A 21544-nucleotide genomic window follows, 5' to 3' on the forward strand; every position below is an offset into this window, starting at 1 on the left:
GTTCCTAGATTAAAAAAAGGTAATATCAGCACTAGCCAAGGGCTTGCTGCTGCGCCGAGCGTGATTATCACGCTCTTCCGTCATGGCATAAGAGGCTTCCAGTTCCTGCAGCGCTAAGGCAATATCCAGATCTTCGGCGTGACCACTACCCATGCGCTCAGTCATGCCGCGAATACTGTCATTGACATGGCAAAGCATTTGGCTGACACGGTCCTGAAACTGCAACTGGACAATGGATGCATCCACTTCCGCTTGCACTTCTGCGTTACTTTGCCGCAGCGATTCTGCAGTCCCCAGCATCGACATCGCCTGCTCACGAAACTGTTGCAGTACCTTTTGAATAGTGGCTTCCGATGTCTGCACAGCTGCACCATCGCGGCCACGAGATGCTTGCGCCGCATTGACTGCCGCGCGAATTGCATCACCGATAAAGCGCACTTTCTTGCTAATGCGTCCACCTGTGTCTGCTGAAAGCGAAGACAACTTGCGAACTTCATCGGCGACAACTGCAAAACCACGCCCATGAACACCGGCCCGCGCCGCTTCAATAGCGGCATTCAATGCCAGTAGATTGGTTTTGCCAGCAATTTCGGCAACATCTTTCGCCATAGCATTGAGTTCATCAACAAAGCTATCCAGTCCATCAATTTGGTTGAGTAAGCCATCGCGATCTTGCAGTGCTTTTTTTAGCGAGCTAACCACAGTCTCTAAATCCACTTCAACCTGACTAAAGGTATTGCCCAGCCCCCCTTGCAGTGAATCTGCTACCTGTGTAGACATAGTCATCGAATGGCCAACGTTCAGCGACAAGTTGGTGAACTGCTGCGCTAAAGTGGTAATGGCCTGTTCAGTTTGTTGACGTGCTGATTCGATTTGCTGTTGCCAAACAGGCAGTAACAATGCACCTACGTCCATACAGGCTTGCTGATAAGGATTCAGTGTTTGCTGATGTGCATCACGCTGCTCAATCATCTGGCGTTGTAACGCCTGCAGCCTTAGTAAAAAAGTTCGCCTCAGCCACCAGCCATAAAGTGCTGAACACAGCAGCAGCAAACCAATAAGCCCAACCCATGCCCCCCCCTGGGCTAGCAGCAACGGCAATACAACAGCGGCAACTAGCAGCGGTAAGGCGATAAGGCTATTCAGCTTAAAAGTGGGAAAATCATCAAATGTCGTCACGTCGTACTCCTGCTTTGGAGCCGTGATTATCTGCTGATTGTGGGGAGTGAAATAGTCGGTGCTGGACGATTTTCAGGTAAGGCAGTGGTCGCTGTTGAGTAGGGGGCGGCCTACAAACTTTAGTCTGACCACATCAGTGACTAAGGGTAAGTGTTGCGGCCAGTCATTCTGTCTTTTGGTCTGTGTCCTCAGTTTTTTTTGCAGGTAATCGCCCGGCTTTGCGCAGGGCATCATGTAGCAGATATTCTATCTGGCCATTCACGCTTCTGAACTCCTCATCTGCCCAGCGCTGCAAGGCGCTGAGCACCTTGTCATCTACGCGCAGGGCAAAGGCTTTTTTTGTCACAACAGCCCCTTACTAATATAGGCTACCAGCATTAACTACCGGCTGCACATGATGATCACCGCACAATACCACCAGCAAGTTACCTACCATAGCGGCTTTACGCTCGTCGTCCAGTTCTACCACGTTACGCTCTGATAAACGTTGTAAGGCTGATTCCACCATGCCAACGGCACCTTCCACAATTTGCTGACGTGCCGCGACAATGGCTGCGGCCTGCTGGCGCTGTAACATGGCACTGGCAATCTCCGGGGCATAGGCCAAATGGCTAATGCGCGCTTCCAGTACCTGCACCCCTGCTTTATTTAACCGTGCCTGAATTTCATTTTTCAACAGCTCAGTCACTTCATCCGTACTGCTACGTAAACTAATAGCCTGGTCATTACCGGCATCATAGGCATAGCTGGACGCTAAATGGCGGATGGCCGACTCGCTTTGAATGCTGACAAAGTTTTCGTAGTTATCCACTTCAAACACAGCCTCAGCACTGTCGACCACTTTCCACACGACTACAGCGGCAATTTCCACCGGATTACCGGCACTGTCATTGACCTTCATTTTGCTGCTTTCAAAGTTTCGCACCCGCAGCGACACTTTTTGTTTGCTATATAAAGGGTTAGACCAACGCAGACCATTATTTAAATCGGTGCCGACATAACGGCCAAATAACTGCAACACTGCCGACTGATTCGGCTGCACCATATAAAAGCCAAACCAGCACACAAAGACGACTATTGTGGCCACTAAAAATAGCGCTTTAACAATGCCTGGCATAAAGGCTACTGCGGCCAACATTATTAATTGCAGTAACAACAGCAGCCCTATCATGCCAAAACCGCCTTTACTGTTAATCATTCGCTCCTGCAGCATAAAACCCTCTCTCAAATTGATATCGATTTAATATCAATTTAATTTAATGCGCGTAAAAAGCAAGGAGAATTACTCCTATTTTTTCCAGTGAGGTGGTTTGACTTGAAATGAACAGTCCATAACAATGCGGTGCTGCTGGCCTCAGATGAATGCCTGTACCTCACCGGAGCTGAAATCAATATCGATGGCGGTATTCTGGCAGGAGCAGGCGAAAATTTGAATCTAGTGCAACGGGTGTATCAGCTTGCATCCGGTGTCGATACCACCAATAAATTATGCTAACTCAGGAGCTATATTAATGCCTTATGTAAATATTCAAATCACCGCGGGTGCGAGTAAACAGCAAAAAACCGAACTGGTGCAAGAAGTCACAGCGTCACTACAGCGGATCCTCGGCAAAAAACCCGAGTATACCCATATTGTGATCCAAGAAATTGCTGAGGAAAACTGGGGGTTTGCCGGTCTGCTCACTGACGAATGGAAGCGCCAGCAGCAGAACTAGCCTGATAGCATAAACGAAGGCTTGTCGATGAGCACTGCCCCTCGCGTAAAAACAGATAACCAAAACGCGCCAGATCCCAGGCACTAATATAAATACCACCACCCGAGCACGCCCATCGGGCCGATAATCTGATCATAGGGCGCTCTGATACCAAAGGTTTATATGTTAGTAACTGCTGCGACATAATGTCGCAGTAGTTACTGAAAGGCTTGTTAATCTCTCCTTTTATCATTAACTTACTTTTAAGTTTTTAATAAAACAATAGACCACATCATGCGATCGTTATTACTACCATTGCCCCTTCTGTTCACCCTAAGTAGCACCCTGCTTAGCACAGCATTTGCTGCCGAACTGCAACTAAAACAGGGCGAAGTGCAAGTCCCTATGCCTGGCCGCTCAGTCACCACGGAGTATTTTAAATTAGAAATTAACACGGCTACAGTCGAAGAACGGGTAAAGGCCAGCAATGAGTAAGCTTTGTCGGCAACTGCATAATTGGCTGGGATTAGTGCTGGTTGTGCAAGTGTTTTGCTGATTTTTAAGCGGTTTAGCTATGGCGATTGTTCGATTTTTTCTGGATGCTGCATATTATGGATTATAAAGATCGTAGTAACTTTAATAATCCACTGCTTATCTCAACTGCCGCAGCTGCCCTATTGTTTACCCTTACTGGTTTAGTGTTACTTTGGCAACGCTTTCCACCAAGACGTAAATTTTACCGATAAATCTTACTAAGAAAGCAAACCTGCTAAACCTTCAGGATCTAACGCTAAAAGAAGCTTAAAAGCGCCGCTCGTAAACCCCACTGAAAACCGGCATAATTTTATCGAGTGTGCTGCTTTTATTATTTGAGGTAAGTCATGGGTTTTTATATGCTGCTGGCGCTGGTGTCGGCAGTGGCGATGGCCAGTAGTGGGGTGATTGCTAGGCTTAGTGGCCTGGCTGCCGCCGAACTGACGTTTTATCGTTTGGCCGTTGGCGCACTGTGCCTATTGTTGTTATTGCTAGCTAGCGGCAAACTGGCGGTGCTAAAGACTAAACCCGACTGGCGAATTGCGTTAAACGGTGTGCTGTTAGCCAGCTTTATGTTGTGCTTTCTTAGTGCTATCCAATATATCAGCCTGGCCAATGCCATTATGCTGGTCTATCTGGCGCCGCCGCTATCGGCTGCAGTGGCACACTGGCTGCTGCAGGAAAAACTGGATTTACCCGATACTGGCCTTATCGCCCTATCCTTTTTGGGTTTTGCCATGCTACAGCAGTTCCAATTTCAACTGGTGCTGGATGCGGCGCAATTGCCCGGCTTAGTGTTTGGCCTACTGTCGCTACTGGCATACAGTGGCTTTTTGCTGTTAAACCGCCGGCCACAGCCTGGCCACTCGCAATTGCAACGTACCTTTTATCAGTTACTGATCGGCGCCTGCTGTGTACTACCGTTTTTAAGTGGTATGGCGCTGCCGACCAGCGATAGCCTGCTGTGGATTGCACTAGCCGGCATCTTCCCAGGCTTTTTAGCAATCTACTGTGCCATTGTCGCCTTGCAGCATTTACCCACCCGCGTTTATGCCACCCTAGCCTATCTGGAACCGGTAACCGTCATTCTCGCCGGCTGGCTGCTCTTTGCCGAACAGTTAAGTTTGTTACAAGGCGCTGGCGTGCTGCTGATTATGCTCACTGGCCTAATGCTGGCACTACGGCATAAACCGGCAAAAATGGTCGCGCAGGCAATTACTAAAGTCGAGCAGCAATTGGCCCCACTGGCTGCTAATGCTGATACCATGCAAGTGGCAGAGGATGCAGAGCTTGAAAAAACCTAAATCAAGTTTAAAAAGACCTGTTCAGCTGGGCGGCAAGTAACTTCGTAAAGATCACAATATCTTGCGATACACTTGCCGTCTCTAATGCCTGCATAAAATCTCCTAACGTGTTCTCTAGGTTTTAATGCTGCACCACTTATAGGTTTTAATGCTGAACTATTTACAGGTTTTGGCTATTACTATTCTTTTTTAAACCTTTGCCGGTAAGCCCCGCATACAACATACTGAGACCACCAATGCCAGTAACAACAAGACCAAAATAAAATCCCACCGGATTATCCGCCAGCCTTACGATAACGCGGCCATACTTGCCTGTAATCACCCCGTCACTATGAAAACTAAAAGCCATAAAAAATGTACCGATACCCGTTATCACCAAAAAAGTGCGACCTAATACCATTTTCACATCATGACTCTTTATTTCCTGTGCGCGCAACTCTGCCTGCTCTTGTTGCTGCCGCTCCGGCTTCGCCAGCTCAGCCATTAAGCGGGCATAATTTTCCGGATATTGTTCAGCGTCGATACTTTCCTGTGCCTGGCGCAACTCTTCTACACTGTAACGACTAAAATCTATTCCTGCCAAAATACCACTCCCTTAAAAGCTCCCAACATCAGCTTATCTGACAAAAATAATCAGCTAACTTGTTTAACTTTCTGCTGTAACAAGGTCAGTAACTGCTCACTATTATGCATCTCATGATTTAATATCAGCGAGGTTTTAATACTGCCGCCGCCGGCATCGCTAAAATGCAAAATATAACGCTGGCCAAAACCAATCCGAAACCAGGCTTGCCAGCCAGGGGCTGGCTCAACGGCCACTAAGCGCGTAAGCGGCACTACCAACCAGCAGCATCAATAGCATAAAAATTGCGGCGGCGGTTTTACTGGCGGGCGGCGAGAAAACCTCTAATGCCTCACCCGGTTCAAGGGACTCGATACGTTGTGTTGTTTTGGCCCCCACCAGCTCAGCGTCCAGAGCCTGCAGATACTGGTCAAGGTGAGTATCACCGGTAGCTAATTGTTGATCGAATTTTGGTGAAGGCAGACGGGAAAGTGTCCGTAACATAGTCATCACAGCTCCTTGGTTGTAAAAGTTCCCAATCTACAGCGTTAACTATTATTAACGCTAATCGGCCAGACCTTACTACAACCGGGAAAAGCTGTAAAACAAAATAAGCAGGCGTGTTTTTTTAATGAAATATTACGCTTTTTTAGGTTAACCGTACCCGAGTCGAAATCTTGGCAAGGCTCAGGATCACGGCAGATTTGCCGTCTGCAGTTAATCTCTCAGCGAACTTAAACTACTGTGCCGCCGCCCGCTTTATCTCAACCCTGATATCGTGAATACTAATGGCCGCCAAAGCCACTGATATGCTGGGCGCGATGCGCAGCTTCTCCGACTATATGGTAGAAAAGCTGATCCAGCTCATCGTGGTATACAGCCTGAAAACCCTGCTATTTCCGCTGTTATTAATGTATTTGCTGTGGCAGCTGGGCAGCTGGTTTGTTAGCCTGCTGTTTCCAACTTATCCAATTCATCAAGCAAAGCTAAACCTTGCGAGGCAGTAGCACGGGCGGCACGAACCTCATAGCTGACTTGCGCATCATATTCTGTAAGCGCAATAGTAGAAAGCTCTTCGATAAGCTGCTTGAGCAAACGCTTATCCGGGAAAAGTGCTTACACAGTGGTGTGGTACTGCATTCAGACAACGGTGCGCCAATGAAATCGCAAACCATGCGAATGAAAGCGTATGAACTTGGCGTGACCACATCGTACAGCAGACCTCGGGTAAGTAACGATAATCCGTTTGCAGAGTCACTGTTCCGCACCTGCAAATACCGGCCGGACTGGCCATCAGCAGGCTTTAAAAGCCTTGATGAAGCAAGAGCTTGGGTGTTGAAATTTACGCGCTGGTACAACTACGAGCATAAACACAGTAAGTTGCGTTTCGTGACACCACACCAACGTCATACCGGTCAGGACGTTGCGATACTGGCGCGACGCAAAGAACGGGTTGAAGCGGCGAAAGCAGCAAATCCAAGCCGCTGGGGAAACCGCGAAGTCCGGAACTGCACACCTGTGGGGCCGACAACGCTGAATCCAGAAAAAGAATTAGTTAAAAAAGTAGAGAAACAGGGTAAGCGTAACCCCAACCACACATTCCAAGCTTAGCTAAATCTTCTTACCCTGTCTGAATCTACAACCAGGCAGAGGATTAACATGATCCGCAGAACAACCGAGCAGTGGCTGGCGCTGTTTGACCAGCATAAAGCCAGTGGGCTAACTCAAACCGAATTTGCAAAACAGCAAGGCATCGACCCAGCCTATTTCAGCTATCGTAAGCGGCAACTTCTCGCCTGGCAACAGGAAGACGATACCGGCTTTGTCGAGCTGACCACCCAAGGCGTGATACTCAATCAAAGCATTATGTTGAAAAAGCGCGATGTTGAGCTGCACTTACCACCCGGCACAGATGCCTTGTGGTTAGCGGCCTTGCTCCGGACGCTTTAATCATGAAGATGTTTATCGACCCGCCAAAAATTTACCTGCATAAACAGCCGGTGGATTTTAGAAAATCCATCAATGGCTTGTCACTGTTAGTTGAGCAGGATATGCAGCAATCGCCGTTCAGCGGTGCCCTGTTTGTATTCTGTAACCGGCAGCGTACCCGTCGAAAAGTGCTGTACTGGGACAACACAGGTTTTTGCCTGTGGTACAAACGGCTGGAAAGAGACAAATTCCGCTGGCCGCGTCTTATGCCCGGTAAGGTGCTCTCTATCAGCGAACAGCAGTGGCACTGGTTGTTGCAGGGTATTGATATCCAAAAACTGACTCCGCATCAGCCGCTGCAATACCAAAGTGTGGGCTGATATGCCGATCAGCTATAAATCCTTGAGATCTCAGCTTAAACAATCTAAATAAGTACAGGCACTTAGCCGTATTGGTCGTTACAATAACGGCCATGAAAAAGACACCTTCAACACTGCCGGATGACATTGAAACGCTCAAGAAAATGTTGCTTGAGCGTGACAAACGCATCGCCAAATTAGAGCGGGTAAACCAAAAGCTCTCTGATAAGCTGCAGCAGTTGCTGGAGCAGTACAACCTTGCCCAGTACAAAAAATACAGCCCCAGCAGCGAAAGCTATCAAGGCGATGGCGAGGTGCTGAACGAAGCAGAGCAGCTTGCTGACGAAGAGCAAACCGAGTCTGAAGCCACTCAGACCGACGCGGAAAAACCGGTTAAACCGCGACGTCCGCGTATTGCGGCCGAGCTGCCACGGGTAGACGTTGTCCACGACATTACCGATAAAACCTGTGCCTGCTGTGGCCATGCGCTGCATCGGATGGGTGAGGAAGTCAGTGAGCAGATTGAGTTCCTACCGGCTCAAATTAGGGTGATTAAAAACATCCGGCCCAAATACAGCTGCCGGGCATGTGAAAGTCAAGGTACAGAAGTGGCTATACAAATAGCCGATGTACCGCCGGCTATCCTTCCCAAAAGCATGGCGACGCCCAGCCTGCTGGCTCAAATCATCAGCAGCAAAATGCACTACGGTATGCCGCTGTACCGTCAGGAAAAGCTGTTTGCCCAAGCCGGTATTGAATTGAGCCGCCAAACCATGAGCCGCTGGTTAATTACCTGTGCAGATAAACTCGAACCACTGCTGGCCCTGATGAAAAACACGCTATTGCAGCAACCGGTGCTGTGGGCCGATGAAACGACCGTCAACGTGCTGGATGTAGAAAAAAGTACCTGTTACATGTGGGTATACGGCTGCGGCATTGAGTCATCAACGGGGGCTAAGCTGGTACTGTTTGATTACCAGGATGGGCGTGGCGGTAAACATCCCAAAGCCTATCTTGATGGTTACACCGGTTATCTGCAGGTAGATGGCTATGCCGGTTATGAGCAAACACAAGCGACCTTAGTCGGTTGCTGGGCGCATGCCAGACGCAAGTTCGTCGAGGCACAAAAAGCCCAGGGTAAAAGCAAAACCGGTAAAGCCGACTGGGCCATCAACCATATCCAGAAGCTGTATGCGCTGGAGAGCAAACTAAAAACCAAGGCTGCAGAGGTTAAATACCAACAAAGGCAAGAAGTCGCCAAACCATTGCTGCAACAACTGTGGGACTGGCTGGAGAAATCCAAAGACACCATTCCAACAGAAAGCTTACTTAGCAAAGCCATCACTTACAGCCTGAATCAATGGCCGAAGCTGATAGGTTATCTGGAAGATGGCAGGCTGAACATCGACAACAATCGCGCCGAGCGCGCGGTTAAACCGTTCGTCATCGGCCGAAAAGCCTGGCTGTTTGCTAACACCACATCAGGGGCTAAAGCCAGTGCGGCACTCTACAGTCTGGTAGAAACCGCCAAAATCAACGGTCTGGAGCCGTATGATTATCTGACTACATTATTTAAAGCACTACCCACCGCTGATACCCCAGACAAACTGACAAAGCTGTTGCCATTCTGATATACACGGCAATCACACCGGGACGGTGTGGTTGCTGCAACGCTTACGGTTAAGCTGGGCAACCTGTCCTTGAAGATGCGAGGAAAGGTGCCTGTAATCTGCGATAACTTTATGTAAACCATCAGACTTATAGGTAAATTTAGGCCAGTTAGGATGCTGCCAGTTATATTTTAAACTCATCGTGCTGCCCTCGCCCTTATTCTAATCAAAATAGCACCTAATTTGATTAGAATAAGGGAGGCAATCTAATCAGGCTGAAAATCTAATCAGAAAACTATATTTTTTTGATTAGATTAAAGGCGTTATTCTCATCCCTCTTTAATGCTTTGTTAGTTGCCCTATCACAATACCAATGCTAACATTTGTACACACAAAGAAAAGGGGCTAACCATGGATACCAGAATTCAATTTCGTGTAGACGAAGAGATAAAACGCTTAGCTCAACAAATGGCTGAAAGCCAAGGCCGAACGCTTAGCGATGCTTGTCGTGAACTCACTGAACAATTGGCAGAGCAACAACGCAAGGCTTTATCTCATGACGCGTGGCTAACTGAACAAGTAAATCAAGCATTTGAGAAGCTTGACTCAGGAAAAGCGGTATTCGTTGAACATAACATAGCTAAAACTCGAATGGCTGAACGTAAAGCTAAAATCCGAAATCAAGGCCACGCATGATTTTCTGGGAAGAAGCCTCACTCAATGATCGTGAGAAAATTTTCGAATTTCTTTACGACTTTAATCCTACTGCTGCTGAAAAAACTGATGAACTCATCGAAAGCAAAGTCGAAAATTTGCTTGAACAACCACTAATGGGTGTTCAACGTGACGGATTTCGCGGTAGATTGCTGATTATCCCAGAAATATCCATGATTGTTTCATATTGGGTTGATGGTTCAAACATTCGTATAATGCGAGTTCTTCATCAAAAACAAAAATTCCCAACTTACTAAATTGTGGCCAACAGTGCCTGGTTTTATGCTTGATATAGCATTGCGTTTTTAATTATGTAGAAAAGCATAGCAGTGTTAACAGCACCCATGACTGCCAAATCAGAAAACAAGAAACAGCTATTAACGGTTCGGTATGATGCCGATGTGGTTGCGGCGTTTATAGCAACCTGCAAAGGCTGGCAAACCCGGATGAACGATGCCCTGCGAGACTGGATAAAAACGCATTCACCGCAAGATGACAATTAAATAAAAACCCGACACAAGGTCGGGTTTTCAGACTAGCTTAATTGAGGAGATCTGACACCGAACTTTTTGTTCGGGGTCAGATCCCGGCAAACTTACCGATACGCTTCCGGACTAGGACATGCGCACATTAAATTCCGGTCGCCATATACATCGTCAATACGGGTAACGGTTGGCCAGAACTTGTTTTCTGCCACATATTTTACCGGGAAGGCGGCGTAGGTGCGCTCGTAGGCGCGGTCCCAGGCTGGGTCGAAAATATCTTCCATGCTATGCGGGGCATAGGCTAATGGGTTGTTATCTACGGTCCACTCGCCGGCTTCTACCTTGGCAATTTCAGCACGGATAGTCGTCATCGCTTCGATAAACTTGTCCAGCTCGGCTTTGCTTTCAGATTCAGTCGGCTCAATCATCAGCGTGCCGGCTACCGGGAAGCTCATGGTTGGTGAGTGGTAACCAAAGTCCATCAGGCGCTTGGCAATGTCCATCTCGGTAATACCGCTGGCTTCTTTTAACGGGCGAATATCGATAATACATTCGTGCGCTACGCGGCCATGGGTACCAACGTAAAGTACCGGGAAGTGTGGGTTTAGCTTTTTTGCCATATAGTTGGCATTTAAAATGGCGAATTCGGTGGCTTGTTTTAAGCCTTCGCTACCCATCATGGCAATGTACATCCAGCTAATTGGCAGAATACCCGCGCTACCAAAAGGTGCTGCCGATACTGCGCCATTAGTGTCACCGGTGCCGTCAATTTTTACTACCGCATGGTTAGGTAAGAACGGCGCTAAATGGCTCTTCACGCCAATTGGACCCATACCTGGGCCGCCACCGCCGTGTGGAATACAGAAGGTTTTATGCAGGTTTAAGTGTGATACATCAGAGCCGATAAAGCCAGGTGAGGTTAAACCTACCTGCGCGTTCATATTGGCGCCGTCCATATACACCTGGCCGCCATAAGAGTGCACTACTTCGCACAGCTCAGCGATGGTTTCTTCAAATACGCCGTGGGTAGAGGGGTAAGTGACCATAATAGCGGCTAAACGATCGCCTACTTCGGCAGCTTTGGCTTTTAAGTCGGCCATATCGATATTGCCTGACTTGTCGCAGTCTACCAATACCACTTCATAGCTGGTCATGGCGGCGGTAGCCGGGTTTGTACCGTGGGCAGAGACCGGAATTAAACAGATATTACGATGGCCTTCGCCACGGCTTTCGTGGTACTTACGAATGGCGACCATACCGGCGTATTCGCCCTGTGCACCTGAGTTTGGCTGCATAGAGATATTGTCGTAACCGGTGATATTCACCAGCCAATCGCCCAGTTGGGTAATCATCTCGTAGTAACCTTCGGCCTGATCGCGTGGTACGAACGGGTGTAATGAACCAAACTCTGGCCAGGTGATTGGGATCATCTCGGCCGTGGCGTTCAGTTTCATGGTGCATGAACCTAATGAAATCATCGAGTGGTTCAGGGCTAAATCTTTGTTTTCCAGCTTTTTGATATAACGCAGCATCTCAGTTTCGCTGTGATACTGGTTAAATACCGGGTGGCTTAATACCGCAGAAGTACGGACTAAATCAGCTGGGATAGAGGTTGAGCCGTTCGCCACGATTTGAGCGTCTAAGGCATTTACGTCTAAAGCATGACCCGCACCTAATACGATATCGAATAGCTCGGCGATATCAGCGGCTTTGGTGGCTTCGTTAAAGCTTACCGCCAGGCTGTCTGCTACATCAGTGCGCAAGTTAACACCGGCCGCTAAGGCACGGGCAACAACTGCAGAGCGATCCGCCACTTTGAACGTCACGGTATCGAACCAGTGGCTATTGACCAGAGCGACACCTTTGGCTTGTAAGCCAGCAGCAAAAATATCGGCGCTGCGGTGAATACGCTCGGCGATATCTTTTAAGCCTTGCGGGCCGTGGTAAACGGCATAGAAGGAGGCGATATTGGCCAGTAAAACCTGAGCAGTACAGATGTTCGAGTTGGCTTTTTCGCGGCGGATATGCTGCTCGCGGGTTTGCATCGCCATGCGCAGTGCCTGATTGCCACGGCGATCTTTTGATACACCAATAATGCGGCCTGGCATAGAGCGTTTGTATGCATCGCGGGTAGCGAAGAACGCAGCGTGTGGGCCACCGTAGGCCATAGGTACACCAAAGCGCTGCATAGAGCCTAATACCACATCGGCACCTAACTCGCCCGGTGCTTTTAACAGCATTAACGCCATAGGATCGGTCGCCACGGCAACAACGGCTTTTTTCGCTTGTAAGGCCGCAATTAGGGCGCTGTCGTTACGGATATCACCGTTGGTAGTTGGGTATTGTAATAAGGCACCAAATACATCGTGCTCGCTGGCGTCGCTGGCTTTGCCCACAACAATGTCAAAACCAAACATTTCAGCGCGGGTTTTTACCACGTCGATGGTTTGTGGGTGTACATCATCAGCAATAAAGTACAGGTTAGATTTACTCTTGGCGACGCGCTTGGCCAGCGCCATGGCTTCGGCTGCGGCAGTGGCTTCGTCTAATAACGAGGCGCTGGCCAGCTCCATACCGGTAATATCTAACGACAATTGCTGAAAGTTTAATAATGACTCTAAACGGCCCTGCGCAATCTCTGGCTGATAAGGCGTGTACGCTGTGTACCAACCTGGGTTTTCTAATACGTTACGCAGGATCACATTGGGTGTTAGCGTTGGGTGATAACCCATACCAATGTATGATTTATACATTTTATTTTTTGACGCAACGGCTTTTAAGTAACTTAATGCATCGTCTTCTGTTTTGCTGTCGCCAATGGCTAATGGCTTAGGTAAACGAATACTGGCCGGCACGGTTTGCGCAATCAATTGCTCCAGGCTATCTACGCCCAGCTCTTGTAACATAGCGGCGGTTTCGGCCTCATCAGGGCCAATATGGCGCTGAATAAATTCGTCGTGTTTCGCAAGTTGCGTCAGAGTTTTCACTGCGGTATGGGTCATGCTAGTTGTCCTGGTGTTGATACAGGTTATTACACGGTACGGGTACCCGGTTTGCTTATACTGGCCAGCCAATTTTGGTGGTTGTAAGCAAGATAGTTTAAACAGCATTTGGTCTTACTAACGTAAAGCCCCGTTTTGTACGGGGCTTTACGCTGGCAGGATCTGCCGTTTTTTATGCTTCGTCGATAACGCCTTGATAACCGGCGGCATCTAACAGTGCGCTCAGTTCAGCTTCATCAGCAATTTTAATTTTAAACATCCAGCCATCTTCGTACGGGCTGCTGTTAACCAGCTCTGGAGAATCGCTTAGTGCGTCGTTTACGGCTACCACTTCACCTGATACCGGTGCATAGATATCTGAGGCGGCTTTTACCGACTCGGCCACAGCGCAATCGTCGCCTTGGCTAACTGTGTCGCCAACTTCTGGTAATTCTACGAATACCATGTCACCTAATAATTCCTGGGCGTGTTCAGTAATACCAACAGTGTAAACACCGTCACCGTCTGCACGCAGCCACTCATGACTGGAAGCGTATTTTAAATTTGCAGGGATGTTGCTCATGTTGTTTTCCTTAGCTGCTCTATTAACAGTTATATTGTTGTGTTACTTGGTATTACTACTATTAAACTAATTTTTTGCCGGCGCGCACAAACGCAGGTTTAACTACCTTTACTGCGACCATTTTACCACGGATATCTACTTCTGCTGTGTCGGTGGTAGCAGCAGGCACGCGGGCCATCGCAATACTAAAACCTAAAGTAGGTGAAAAAGTCCCCGAGGTAATCACACCCTCACCGGCTGGCGTGACTACGCGCTGACCGTGGCGTAATACGCCTTTTTGTTCCATCACTAAACCCACCAATTTCTCGGTACCGGTGGCTTTGGCTTGTTCCAGCGCCGCACGGCCAATAAAGTTACGCTCGCTTGGCTCCCAGGCAATGGTCCAGCCCATATTGGCCGCTAATGGTGATACGGTTTCGTCCATATCCTGACCATATAAGTTCATACCCGCTTCTAAACGCAGGGTATCGCGCGCGCCCAAACCACAGGGTTTTACGCCAGCGCCAACCAGTTGCGCCCACAAGGCTGCAGCTTGCTCATTAGGTAAAGCAATTTCGTAACCATCTTCGCCGGTGTAACCGGTAGTGGCAATAAATAAATCGCCAGCTTGAACACCAAAAAAGGGCTTCATACCGGCTACAGCAGCTTGCTGCTCAGCAGTTAATAAGGTGGCAACTTTGGCTTTGGCATTTGGGCCTTGTACCGCAATCATCGCGAACTCCGGGCGCTCGGTTACAGTAACATCGAAGGCTTTGGCTTGCGCACTGATATGCGCCAGATCTTTTTCGCGGGTAGCAGAGTTAACCACTAAACGGAAGAAATCTTCTTGCAGGAAATAAACGATAAGGTCGTCAATGACACCGCCTTGCTCATTCAGCATGCCGGTGTACAGGGCTTTGCCGGGCACCGTCAGTTTAGCAACGTCGTTGGCCACTAAAAAACGCAGGAAATTACGGGTATTGGCACCGGTTAAGTCAACGATGGTCATATGCGACACATCAAACATACCAGCGTCTTGACGCACAGCATGGTGCTCTTCAATCTGTGAGCCATAGTTAATTGGCATTTCCCAGCCGAAGAAATCGACCATCTTGGCACCTGCAGCCAGGTGGCTGGCATGTAACACGGTTTTTTGAGCCATTATTTTTTCCTACTTATTATGAGGGTAGGCAGCAGAAAAATGATTACAATTAAAAGCTGTTAATTTTCAGCTAGTTAAGTGCAAGCCCTGCTACCTCAACTAAAAAATACCGCTCGATTATACCGCAAGCACCGCCCTGTAAACAGCCCAATTTGGATTACTTTTTGTAATGCGACAGCAGCGATTACCAAAAAATCTAAGGTGAATTATGACAATATTAATACTTAGCAATCTCCGGCAAGTCACCGCTATTACCCAGAGCAGCTGCCATCAGTTTTTGTTTTACACCCGGTAATTTGTCGGCCAGCACTAAACCGACACCCCGTAACAGTTTTAAGGGGGCCAGATCATTACTAAAACCACGTTTAAAGGCTTCCATGGTGGCGATCATGCTTTGTGCTTCGGCTTTGCGCCAGCGCTGATAGGCCAGCAAGGCGCGGGCTTCGTACAGTGGCTTACCGGCCGTTAACTGGCTACCCAGTATTTGCGCCAATGCTGCAACGTCCATTAGCCCCAGGTTCATACCCTGCCCGGCTAATGGATGAATACTATGGGCTGCGTCGGCCACTAAGACCACCCGGCCACGTACCCATTCGCTGGCATAACGCATTTTTAGCGGGAAAGCTTGTCGGGCGCTTTGTAAGGTTAGACAACCCAGTACACTTTGGCTGGCCGCCGTCAGTGCCTGATTAAAGGCGTTATCGTCCAGCGCCATTAATGCTTCAGCGCGATCGGTGTCAGCACTCCAAACAATAGAGCACAAATTCGCATCCGGTAAGGGCAATAAGGCTAAGGGGCCGCTGGCTAAAAAGGCCTGACGGGCGCTAGCCTGGTGTGCTTCTTCGCAAGCAATAACGGCGACTATGGCCTGCTGATTATAGTCCCAATGCGTCAGCGGTAATTGCTGCTGTTGCCGCACAAAAGAATTAACGCCATCGGCACCAACCAATAATTGACTGAGCAGGATTTGGCCGTTATTGAGCTGCACCAGCACATCGCGCTCGGTTTGCGCTAATTGGCTTATCTCGACATTAAAATAGCATTGAATAGCCGCCTGTTGCTGTACTTTTACGTACAGCTGCTGGCGAATGGCTTCGTTATCGCAGATCCAGCCCAGTTCTGGTAACTGTGGTGGCTCGGCACTAAAAGCAATACGACCAAAACTGTCCGCTTCCCATACCTGCATCTGGCTATAGGGTGCGGCTTGCGCGGCAATACCCTGCCACACACTGAGCTTACTTAGCACCCGCATCGACGCGGGGTTAAGGGCACTCACGCGCTGATAGACTGGCGTGGCCAATTCTGGCGCAGCGCCCCTTTCAATCACGGCAATCGTTAAGCCAAGCTCGGCTAGCAATAAGGCCAGCGTTAAACCGGCGCTACCGGCGCCGACAATAGTTACATCAAGATTTTGCATACTGCGCTCCAAAACCCATGGTCTGGCGAGCCAGTGGTGTTTTTAAATCATCGCACATCAGCATAGCAAAAAGCCCCAGGTTGCGCGCCAGCGCCACCAGCCGTGAACGATTAGAAAAGGTGCGAACTAAGGCATCGGTTAACCAAATTACCCGTTGCATATCGGCCTGCCGGGCCTGCTCGTATTGCCGCAATTGCGCATAACTACCTACGTCGCTGCCACCTTGCGCCAATAACATACTTAGGCTATCAATATCGCGCAGCGCCAAATTAAAGCCCTGACCAGCAATAGGATGTAAGCTATGCAGGCTATTACCCAGCAAAGCAGCCCGATGGCTAACTACCTGCGGGCTTTGTCGCAAAACCAAAGGGTACGCCACGCGTTTGCCACAACCGCTAAATACCCCGGCGCGATAGCCAAACGCCTGTTGTACTCTGGCCAGGAATTCTGGCTCTGACAGGGCTAACAGCGCATCAGCCTCTGCTGGAGGCACTGTCCAAACTAAAGAGTAGCGATTAGCGGTGAGCGGCAATAAGGCAATGGGGCCATGTTCGGTAAAGCGCTCGAAGGCCTTGTTTTGATGGCGCTGCGCCAAGGCTAAATTGGCGATAATGGCGGTTTGTTCATAAGGGGTTTCGTGCTGCGGCACGGCCACTAATTGGCGGGTAGCCGATTGGCCCCCTTCGGCAATCACCAGTAGGCTGGCCTGTAACTCGCTGCCATCATTAAGCCTAATTTGCTGCGCTTTATCACTGGGGGTAATGGCGCTGATGTGCTTTGGCTGCAAACGGGTTAATTGTGAAGAAGCCGCTAGCTGTGCGGCTAACACGGCGCCGATATGCTCTACTTCTATTACCTGGCCTAAAGCAGGCACCCGATATTCAGCGGCACTTAACCAGGTTTTGCCAAAATGACCACGATCGGATACCGCAATATCCATGATCGGGCAGCCAAAAGGAGCTAGCCTTTCCCAAATACCAAATTGCTGCAACAGCTGCACGCTGCCGGCCGACAGTGCAATGCTGCGGCTATCAAAACTGGCTTTAGGGGCGCTATCGGCTTGCTGCTCTACGATGGCCAGTTTCAACTCGGGGCAACGCTGGGTTAACGCAAGCGCCAGCATAGAGCCGGCCATGCCGCCGCCGGCAATCACTACGTCATAATGTGGCCGCTCGCCCGGTGTCGTACCCGAAAGGTTAAGGATCTCAGTCATGCGTTTTTTGGTCTTCTTAGCTTTGGCTTTACTGTCACGTTAAGCTACCAGGTTAGCTAGCAAGTTAAGCGCTATTTTGGCGCATTAGCTGTTCAATATCCGTCAGGCTTTTAACACAGGCGGCAGTCATATTCTCGGCGCCTTCGCTGGTAACCAGAATATTATCTTCAATCCGCACCGCCAGGCCCCACCACTTTTCTGCGGTATCGGCGCCAGACGCGATATAAAGACCGGGCTCTATGGTTAACACCATACCGGCGGCAAAGGGCCTGTCTGCACCTGCCACTTTATACGCGCCCACATCATGTACGTCTAAGCCCAGCCAATGGCCTATACCATGCATAAAATACTGCTTGCAGGCTTTGCTTGTTATGAGCTCGGTCAAATCTCCCTGCAAAATTCCTAATTTTAGTAAGCCTTCGGTTAGGATCTGTTCGGCAATATGATTAAGCTCGGTAAAGGTGGCGCCAGGTTTCACTGCAGCAATACAAGCCAGTTGTGCAGCTAATACCAGCTGATATATCGCCGCTTGCTCAGCGCTAAAACGCCCATTTACCGGAAAAGTACGGCTAATATCGGCGGCATAGCCGGCGAGTTCACAACCGGCATCAATCAGCACCAGATCACCGCTTTTTAACGGGCAGCTATTTTCGGTGTAATGCAAAATACAGCCGTTTTCACCGCTGCCAACAATGCTGTTATAGGCAGGAAAGCGCGCGCCCTGCATAGCAAATTCGTGCAGAATTTCCGCTTCTAATTGATATTCAAAGGCACCGGCGCGGCAAAACTGCATAGCGCGATGATGCGCCTGGCTGCTAATTTGCGCGGCGCGGCGCATAGTCGCCAGCTCTGCCTCATCTTTAATTAACCGTTGCTCACTGCTAAAGGGGCGTAAATCGTGCAAGCACACCGGCGCGATATCGCCACGTTTTTCGCGTTGTCGCAGGTTTTGCATAATGCTGGCAAGCTGCTGCTCTAGTGCTGGCTGCTCGCCTAGTGTCAGATAAACAGCATTTTTACCGTTAATGGCCTGTGTAAGCTGCTCGTGTTGCTCGCTAATACTGGCGGCCTTAAGCCCTAAGGTGGTTAAGGCGGCTGCCGGCCCCAACCTGCGGCCCTGCCAGATTTCGGCCAGTGGATCTTTATCGCGGCAAAGCAGCAAGGCGTCACAGTGTGCTTGCTGATCTTTGCTTAAAATAAGCAACGCATCGGGTTCATTAAAGCCGGTGTAATACCAAAAATCGCTATTTTGCCGAAACGGGTACTCGGTATCGCGGCTACGGCTTTGTTCGCTGGCGGCGGCGATTAACACCACCGAGTTTGCGGGTAACTGAGCTAATAATTGCTGGCGACGCTGCAAATAACAATCTGATTGCATGCTAATTCTCTTAAATTAAAGTCGCGTGTAGAAGAAACGAAAACCCCGTAGTCGCAAGCTTGCAACAACAGGCTTTAGGCAACCAGGACTAGTGCAGTGTTTTACTTAGTGGGCCTTTATCTATCGGTTTAATGCCCACCTCGTTAAAACAACTGAATACCATCAGCCGAATATGTTCCAGCACCATAAAATAGGCTTCTTCATTTTCTTCGGCGCTGCTGTCATCGTTGGTGGCAATATCTAGCTTGGTCACTTCGGTTAGCTGCTCTACGGCTTCCCGTATATCGTCAGACAGTAAAGACAGATCAGTTTGCTGTACGGCAAAGCCCACTAAAAAGGCTTGTGTCCACTCCACCATAGCTTCCAAGCGTTCAATCAAGGCATCATCGTCATTGGGCAATAGCAGGGCAAAATCGTAGTCACCGCTTTGTAAGCTTTGCGCTGTGTTACTGATTAATTGCTGTACATCGGTTTTTAGCGCCTGAGGTAAGGCCTGGCCATCATTTAAAAAATCATAGAGTACGGCTAAAAAGTCTGGGCTTTGCGCCGATAGGCCGCCGCTTAGTAAGCCGCTAATTAGGCCGTGTAATTCTGCAGCCGAAGCCATTACAAAGGCACCGTCGAGCTCCGCGCTCCAGCGATCATAGCTTTGTATTAACGAACTGGAAGTTAAGGTATTGGGCATGGCCGCCTCGTCTTTGGCTAAAAAGATGGTGCCATATGCTACCACCACCACTGCGCTACGCCAACCGTCAGCAACAGGGCGCGTAAACAAGCAGCAGTTAGACTACTTTCCTGCAGATTAACTTAGACAGCAGATTTTAGAGTGATATACTTAAGATGTTCTCTGGGGTGTTTGTGATGTGTTGATGTCCCTGAGCCGATAATTGTTTTACTAAGGGATGTTTCTGTGTCGCTTTTGTGCAGGCCCGGCTTGTACCGGGAAGCCTACGGTGGCCATTGCCGTTCCGCCTTGAACCTATGGTTCAAGGGCTTAAACACCTTACGGCATCCCCGGAGAACACTGCAGCGTTTTATGTTATGTTCTCTTCCTATTTTTACTGCCTGTATACCGTTGCTATGCAAAATCGTCAGCAATTAAGAACCGAGATCCGCCGTCGCCGTATGGCACTAACCGCCAACGAGCAGCAGCAGGCTGCTACCGCTTTAGTAAAGCGCGTACTAGGGCAACCTACCTTAATGGCGCAACAGCACGTCGCACTTTATTTAAGCAACGATGGTGAAATTAATACCGCGCCGCTAATACAGGCGTTGCTTGCTGCCGGAAAAAACCTCTATTTACCGGTTCTACATCCTTTCGCGAGTGGCTATTTGCTCTTTCAACACTATCAGGCCCAAACGCCTTTACAACCTAACCGCTTTGGTATTGCTGAGCCGGTTTTAAATTGTGCTGAGGTTAAGCCTGTGCCAGAACTCGAGGTTATTTTTACGCCTCTGGTGGCCTTTGATAGTCAGGGGCAACGCCTGGGAATGGGAGGCGGCTTTTACGATCGCACCCTGGCACAACTTCCAGTAAATCATACTACTGCTATTGTTGGCCTGGCACACAGTTGTCAGCAGGTAGCAGCCGTGCCGGTTGAACCCTGGGATCAACCGCTGGATGCCATTGTTACCCCTGACCATTATTTTCAATTCAGGGCCTGACGCGGCTAACGCAAAGCAATACTGTCTTTTTTAAATGCACAAGATATAATATCCGTCTGTATGGCTAAACGCATAAAGTGAACCTGATGACGCAAGATGAAATGAAACGTAACGCTGCCCGGGCAGCACTGGCATTTATTCCGGCAAACACCATAGTCGGTGTGGGTACGGGCTCTACCGTAAATCATTTTATCGATGCACTGGGTGAGATCAAAGCGCAAATTGCTGGCGCAGTGTCCAGTTCTGAGCAATCTACTGCCCGTTTAAAAGCACTGGGTATTCCGGTACTGGATCTCAATACTGTTGAACGCTTTAGTGTTTATATTGATGGGGCCGACGAAATTAACCCGCAACGTCATATGATTAAAGGCGGTGGCGCTGCGCTTACCCGTGAAAAAATTGTCGCGGCGGTGGCCGAGACCTTTATTTGTATTGTTGATAACAGCAAACAAGTGGATGTATTGGGCAAATTCCCCTTGCCGGTTGAAGTCATACCGATGGCTGCAGCCTATGTTAGCCGAGAGCTCGCCAAACTGGGTGGCCGCCCGGTGGTGCGTGAGAATGTGATCACGGATAACGGCAACCTGATTATTGATGTGCACGATTTGCAGATTACGGATCCTCTTGCCACAGAACAACAGATTAATGGTATTGTCGGGGTGGTGACTAACGGTATTTTTGCGCATCGTTGCGCTGATATCGTCTTGGTTGGCACGGCTGAAGGTACACAAACGCTAAAATAATAATAACCGTGATAAACACGGCTATACCCTTCGTTTTGCAAAGTGCGCGGGTA

Annotated in this window: 27 protein-coding genes, 1 other RNA gene and 2 pseudogenes; 15 read left to right on the top strand and 15 right to left on the bottom strand. The window is 49.0% G+C overall.

Annotated features, from left to right (window positions below; translation table 11 throughout):
- Positions 1-9: 9 nt before the first annotated feature.
- The 3 genes from IE163_RS17740 to IE163_RS04585 all read right to left on the bottom strand — a co-directional run bounded on the left by IE163_RS17740 (position 10) and on the right by IE163_RS04585 (position 2377).
- Positions 10-1179, bottom strand: coding sequence for a methyl-accepting chemotaxis protein (locus IE163_RS17740; RefSeq protein ID WP_229833430.1), 1170 nt, complete (start codon positions 1177-1179; stop codon positions 10-12).
- 163 nt (positions 1180-1342) lie between these two features.
- Positions 1343-1525 (bottom strand): type II toxin-antitoxin system antitoxin, encoded by a 183-nt coding sequence (locus tag IE163_RS04580; protein ID WP_189430702.1) that lies wholly within the window; start codon positions 1523-1525, stop codon positions 1343-1345.
- Positions 1526-1537: 12 nt separating this feature from the next.
- Entirely contained in the window at positions 1538-2377 is an 840-nt protein-coding gene (locus IE163_RS04585; protein WP_229833431.1) for an SPFH domain-containing protein, read from the bottom strand.
- A gap of 313 nt (positions 2378-2690) precedes the next feature.
- Between IE163_RS04585 and IE163_RS04590 the strand changes: the two genes are divergently transcribed.
- From IE163_RS04590 to IE163_RS04605, 4 genes and pseudogenes are all read left to right on the top strand, one after another.
- Positions 2691-2894, top strand: a complete 204-nt coding sequence (locus IE163_RS04590; protein ID WP_189430706.1) for a tautomerase family protein — start codon at positions 2691-2693, stop codon at positions 2892-2894.
- 273 nt (positions 2895-3167) lie between these two features.
- The gene (locus IE163_RS04595; protein ID WP_189430708.1) at positions 3168-3368 is read left to right on the top strand and encodes a hypothetical protein; all 201 of its coding nucleotides are present in this window, start codon (positions 3168-3170) and stop codon (positions 3366-3368) included.
- An 80-nt stretch (positions 3369-3448) separates the two neighbouring features.
- Positions 3449-3619 (top strand): annotated as a pseudogene (locus IE163_RS04600) (PepSY domain-containing protein); the annotation flags it as partial.
- Between the two features lie 135 nt (positions 3620-3754).
- Positions 3755-4711, top strand: a complete 957-nt coding sequence (locus tag IE163_RS04605; RefSeq protein ID WP_189430710.1) for a DMT family transporter — start codon at positions 3755-3757, stop codon at positions 4709-4711.
- A 160-nt stretch (positions 4712-4871) separates the two neighbouring features.
- On the opposite strand, the gene IE163_RS04610 is transcribed toward IE163_RS04605, so the two are convergent.
- Genes IE163_RS04610 through IE163_RS04620 form a run of 3 tightly spaced genes read right to left on the bottom strand, consistent with a single transcriptional unit; the run spans position 4872 to position 5783 of the window.
- A complete protein-coding gene (locus tag IE163_RS04610) occupies positions 4872-5294 on the bottom strand; it encodes a hypothetical protein (RefSeq protein ID WP_189430712.1) in 423 nt (140 codons plus the stop codon).
- A 50-nt stretch (positions 5295-5344) separates the two neighbouring features.
- On the bottom strand, positions 5345-5548 hold the full coding sequence (locus IE163_RS04615; RefSeq protein ID WP_189430714.1) for a hypothetical protein: 204 nt from the start codon (positions 5546-5548) through the stop codon (positions 5345-5347).
- The gene (locus IE163_RS04620; RefSeq protein ID WP_189430716.1) at positions 5520-5783 is read right to left on the bottom strand and encodes a hypothetical protein; all 264 of its coding nucleotides are present in this window, start codon (positions 5781-5783) and stop codon (positions 5520-5522) included. The genes IE163_RS04615 and IE163_RS04620 overlap by 29 nt, the downstream gene beginning before the upstream one ends.
- 278 nt (positions 5784-6061) lie before the next feature.
- On the opposite strand from IE163_RS04620, the gene IE163_RS17745 reads away from it, so the two are divergent.
- Complete coding sequence (locus tag IE163_RS17745; RefSeq protein ID WP_229833432.1) at positions 6062-6280, top strand: hypothetical protein; 219 nt, start codon at positions 6062-6064, stop codon at positions 6278-6280.
- On the opposite strand, the gene IE163_RS04625 is transcribed toward IE163_RS17745, so the two are convergent.
- The gene (locus IE163_RS04625; protein ID WP_189430718.1) at positions 6219-6368 is read right to left on the bottom strand and encodes a hypothetical protein; all 150 of its coding nucleotides are present in this window, start codon (positions 6366-6368) and stop codon (positions 6219-6221) included. The two genes, IE163_RS17745 and IE163_RS04625, sit on opposite strands and share 62 nt — an antisense overlap.
- Between IE163_RS04625 and IE163_RS04630 the strand changes: the two are divergent.
- The 4 genes and pseudogenes from IE163_RS04630 to tnpC all read left to right on the top strand — a co-directional run.
- Positions 6357-6884, top strand: a pseudogene (locus IE163_RS04630) (transposase); the annotation flags it as partial. The gene IE163_RS04625 and the pseudogene IE163_RS04630 sit on opposite strands and share 12 nt — an antisense overlap.
- Before the next feature lie 48 nt (positions 6885-6932).
- Entirely contained in the window at positions 6933-7223 is a 291-nt protein-coding gene (gene tnpA / locus IE163_RS04635; protein ID WP_229833433.1) for an IS66 family insertion sequence element accessory protein TnpA, read from the top strand.
- 2 nt (positions 7224-7225) lie between these two features.
- Positions 7226-7582 carry an IS66 family insertion sequence element accessory protein TnpB gene (tnpB, locus tag IE163_RS04640; protein ID WP_189430722.1) on the top strand — a complete coding sequence of 119 codons (357 nt, stop codon included), beginning with the start codon at positions 7226-7228 and terminating at the stop codon, positions 7580-7582.
- 92 nt (positions 7583-7674) lie between these two features.
- A complete protein-coding gene (gene tnpC / locus IE163_RS04645; RefSeq protein ID WP_189430724.1) occupies positions 7675-9192 on the top strand; it encodes an IS66 family transposase in 1518 nt (505 codons plus the stop codon).
- Between the two features lie 12 nt (positions 9193-9204).
- Here tnpC and IE163_RS17970 read toward each other — a convergent pair whose 3' ends face one another.
- Positions 9205-9372 (bottom strand): DUF4172 domain-containing protein, encoded by a 168-nt coding sequence (locus IE163_RS17970; RefSeq protein ID WP_189430726.1) that lies wholly within the window; start codon positions 9370-9372, stop codon positions 9205-9207.
- A gap of 210 nt (positions 9373-9582) precedes the next feature.
- Between IE163_RS17970 and IE163_RS04655 the strand changes: the two genes are divergently transcribed.
- From IE163_RS04655 to IE163_RS04665, 3 genes are all read left to right on the top strand, one after another.
- Entirely contained in the window at positions 9583-9867 is a 285-nt protein-coding gene (locus IE163_RS04655; protein WP_189430728.1) for a type II toxin-antitoxin system RelB/DinJ family antitoxin, read from the top strand.
- Positions 9864-10142, top strand: a complete 279-nt coding sequence (locus IE163_RS04660) for a type II toxin-antitoxin system RelE/ParE family toxin (RefSeq protein ID WP_189430730.1) — start codon at positions 9864-9866, stop codon at positions 10140-10142. Before IE163_RS04655 ends, IE163_RS04660 begins: the two co-directional genes overlap by 4 nt.
- 87 nt (positions 10143-10229) lie before the next feature.
- Complete coding sequence (locus IE163_RS04665) at positions 10230-10388, top strand: BrnA antitoxin family protein (RefSeq protein ID WP_189430732.1); 159 nt, start codon at positions 10230-10232, stop codon at positions 10386-10388.
- 92 nt (positions 10389-10480) lie between these two features.
- Here IE163_RS04665 and gcvP read toward each other — a convergent pair whose 3' ends face one another.
- The 7 genes from gcvP to IE163_RS04700 form a co-directional block, all read right to left on the bottom strand.
- Positions 10481-13372, bottom strand: coding sequence for an aminomethyl-transferring glycine dehydrogenase (gene gcvP / locus IE163_RS04670; RefSeq protein ID WP_189430734.1), 2892 nt, complete (start codon positions 13370-13372; stop codon positions 10481-10483).
- Between the two features lie 172 nt (positions 13373-13544).
- Positions 13545-13934: a glycine cleavage system protein GcvH gene (gcvH, locus tag IE163_RS04675; RefSeq protein WP_189430736.1), complete on the bottom strand. Its 390-nt coding sequence runs from the start codon at positions 13932-13934 to the stop codon at positions 13545-13547.
- Positions 13935-13995: 61 nt separating this feature from the next.
- A complete protein-coding gene (gene gcvT / locus IE163_RS04680) occupies positions 13996-15075 on the bottom strand; it encodes a glycine cleavage system aminomethyltransferase GcvT (RefSeq protein ID WP_189430738.1) in 1080 nt (359 codons plus the stop codon).
- 217 nt (positions 15076-15292) lie between these two features.
- A complete protein-coding gene (locus tag IE163_RS04685) occupies positions 15293-16492 on the bottom strand; it encodes an FAD-dependent monooxygenase (protein WP_189430740.1) in 1200 nt (399 codons plus the stop codon).
- The gene (gene ubiH / locus IE163_RS04690) at positions 16479-17705 is read right to left on the bottom strand and encodes a 2-octaprenyl-6-methoxyphenyl hydroxylase (protein WP_189430743.1); all 1227 of its coding nucleotides are present in this window, start codon (positions 17703-17705) and stop codon (positions 16479-16481) included. The genes IE163_RS04685 and ubiH overlap by 14 nt, the downstream gene beginning before the upstream one ends.
- 64 nt (positions 17706-17769) lie before the next feature.
- Positions 17770-19083, bottom strand: coding sequence for a Xaa-Pro aminopeptidase (gene pepP / locus IE163_RS04695; protein ID WP_189430745.1), 1314 nt, complete (start codon positions 19081-19083; stop codon positions 17770-17772).
- A gap of 88 nt (positions 19084-19171) precedes the next feature.
- Positions 19172-19858: a UPF0149 family protein gene (locus IE163_RS04700; RefSeq protein ID WP_229833434.1), complete on the bottom strand. Its 687-nt coding sequence runs from the start codon at positions 19856-19858 to the stop codon at positions 19172-19174.
- A gap of 66 nt (positions 19859-19924) precedes the next feature.
- Between IE163_RS04700 and ssrS the strand changes: the two genes are divergently transcribed.
- The 3 genes from ssrS (at position 19925) to rpiA (ending at position 21491) form a co-directional block, all read left to right on the top strand.
- A non-coding RNA gene (gene ssrS, locus IE163_RS04705) (6S RNA) lies at positions 19925-20108 on the top strand.
- A 16-nt stretch (positions 20109-20124) separates the two neighbouring features.
- Positions 20125-20748, top strand: coding sequence for a 5-formyltetrahydrofolate cyclo-ligase (locus tag IE163_RS04710; RefSeq protein ID WP_229833435.1), 624 nt, complete (start codon positions 20125-20127; stop codon positions 20746-20748).
- A gap of 86 nt (positions 20749-20834) precedes the next feature.
- On the top strand, positions 20835-21491 hold the full coding sequence (gene rpiA, locus IE163_RS04715; protein ID WP_189430747.1) for a ribose-5-phosphate isomerase RpiA: 657 nt from the start codon (positions 20835-20837) through the stop codon (positions 21489-21491).
- Positions 21492-21544 lie beyond the last annotated feature (53 nt).

The sequence above is a fragment of the Alishewanella longhuensis genome (genome assembly GCF_014653435.1).
Lineage (GTDB): Bacteria > Pseudomonadota > Gammaproteobacteria > Enterobacterales > Alteromonadaceae > Alishewanella > Alishewanella longhuensis.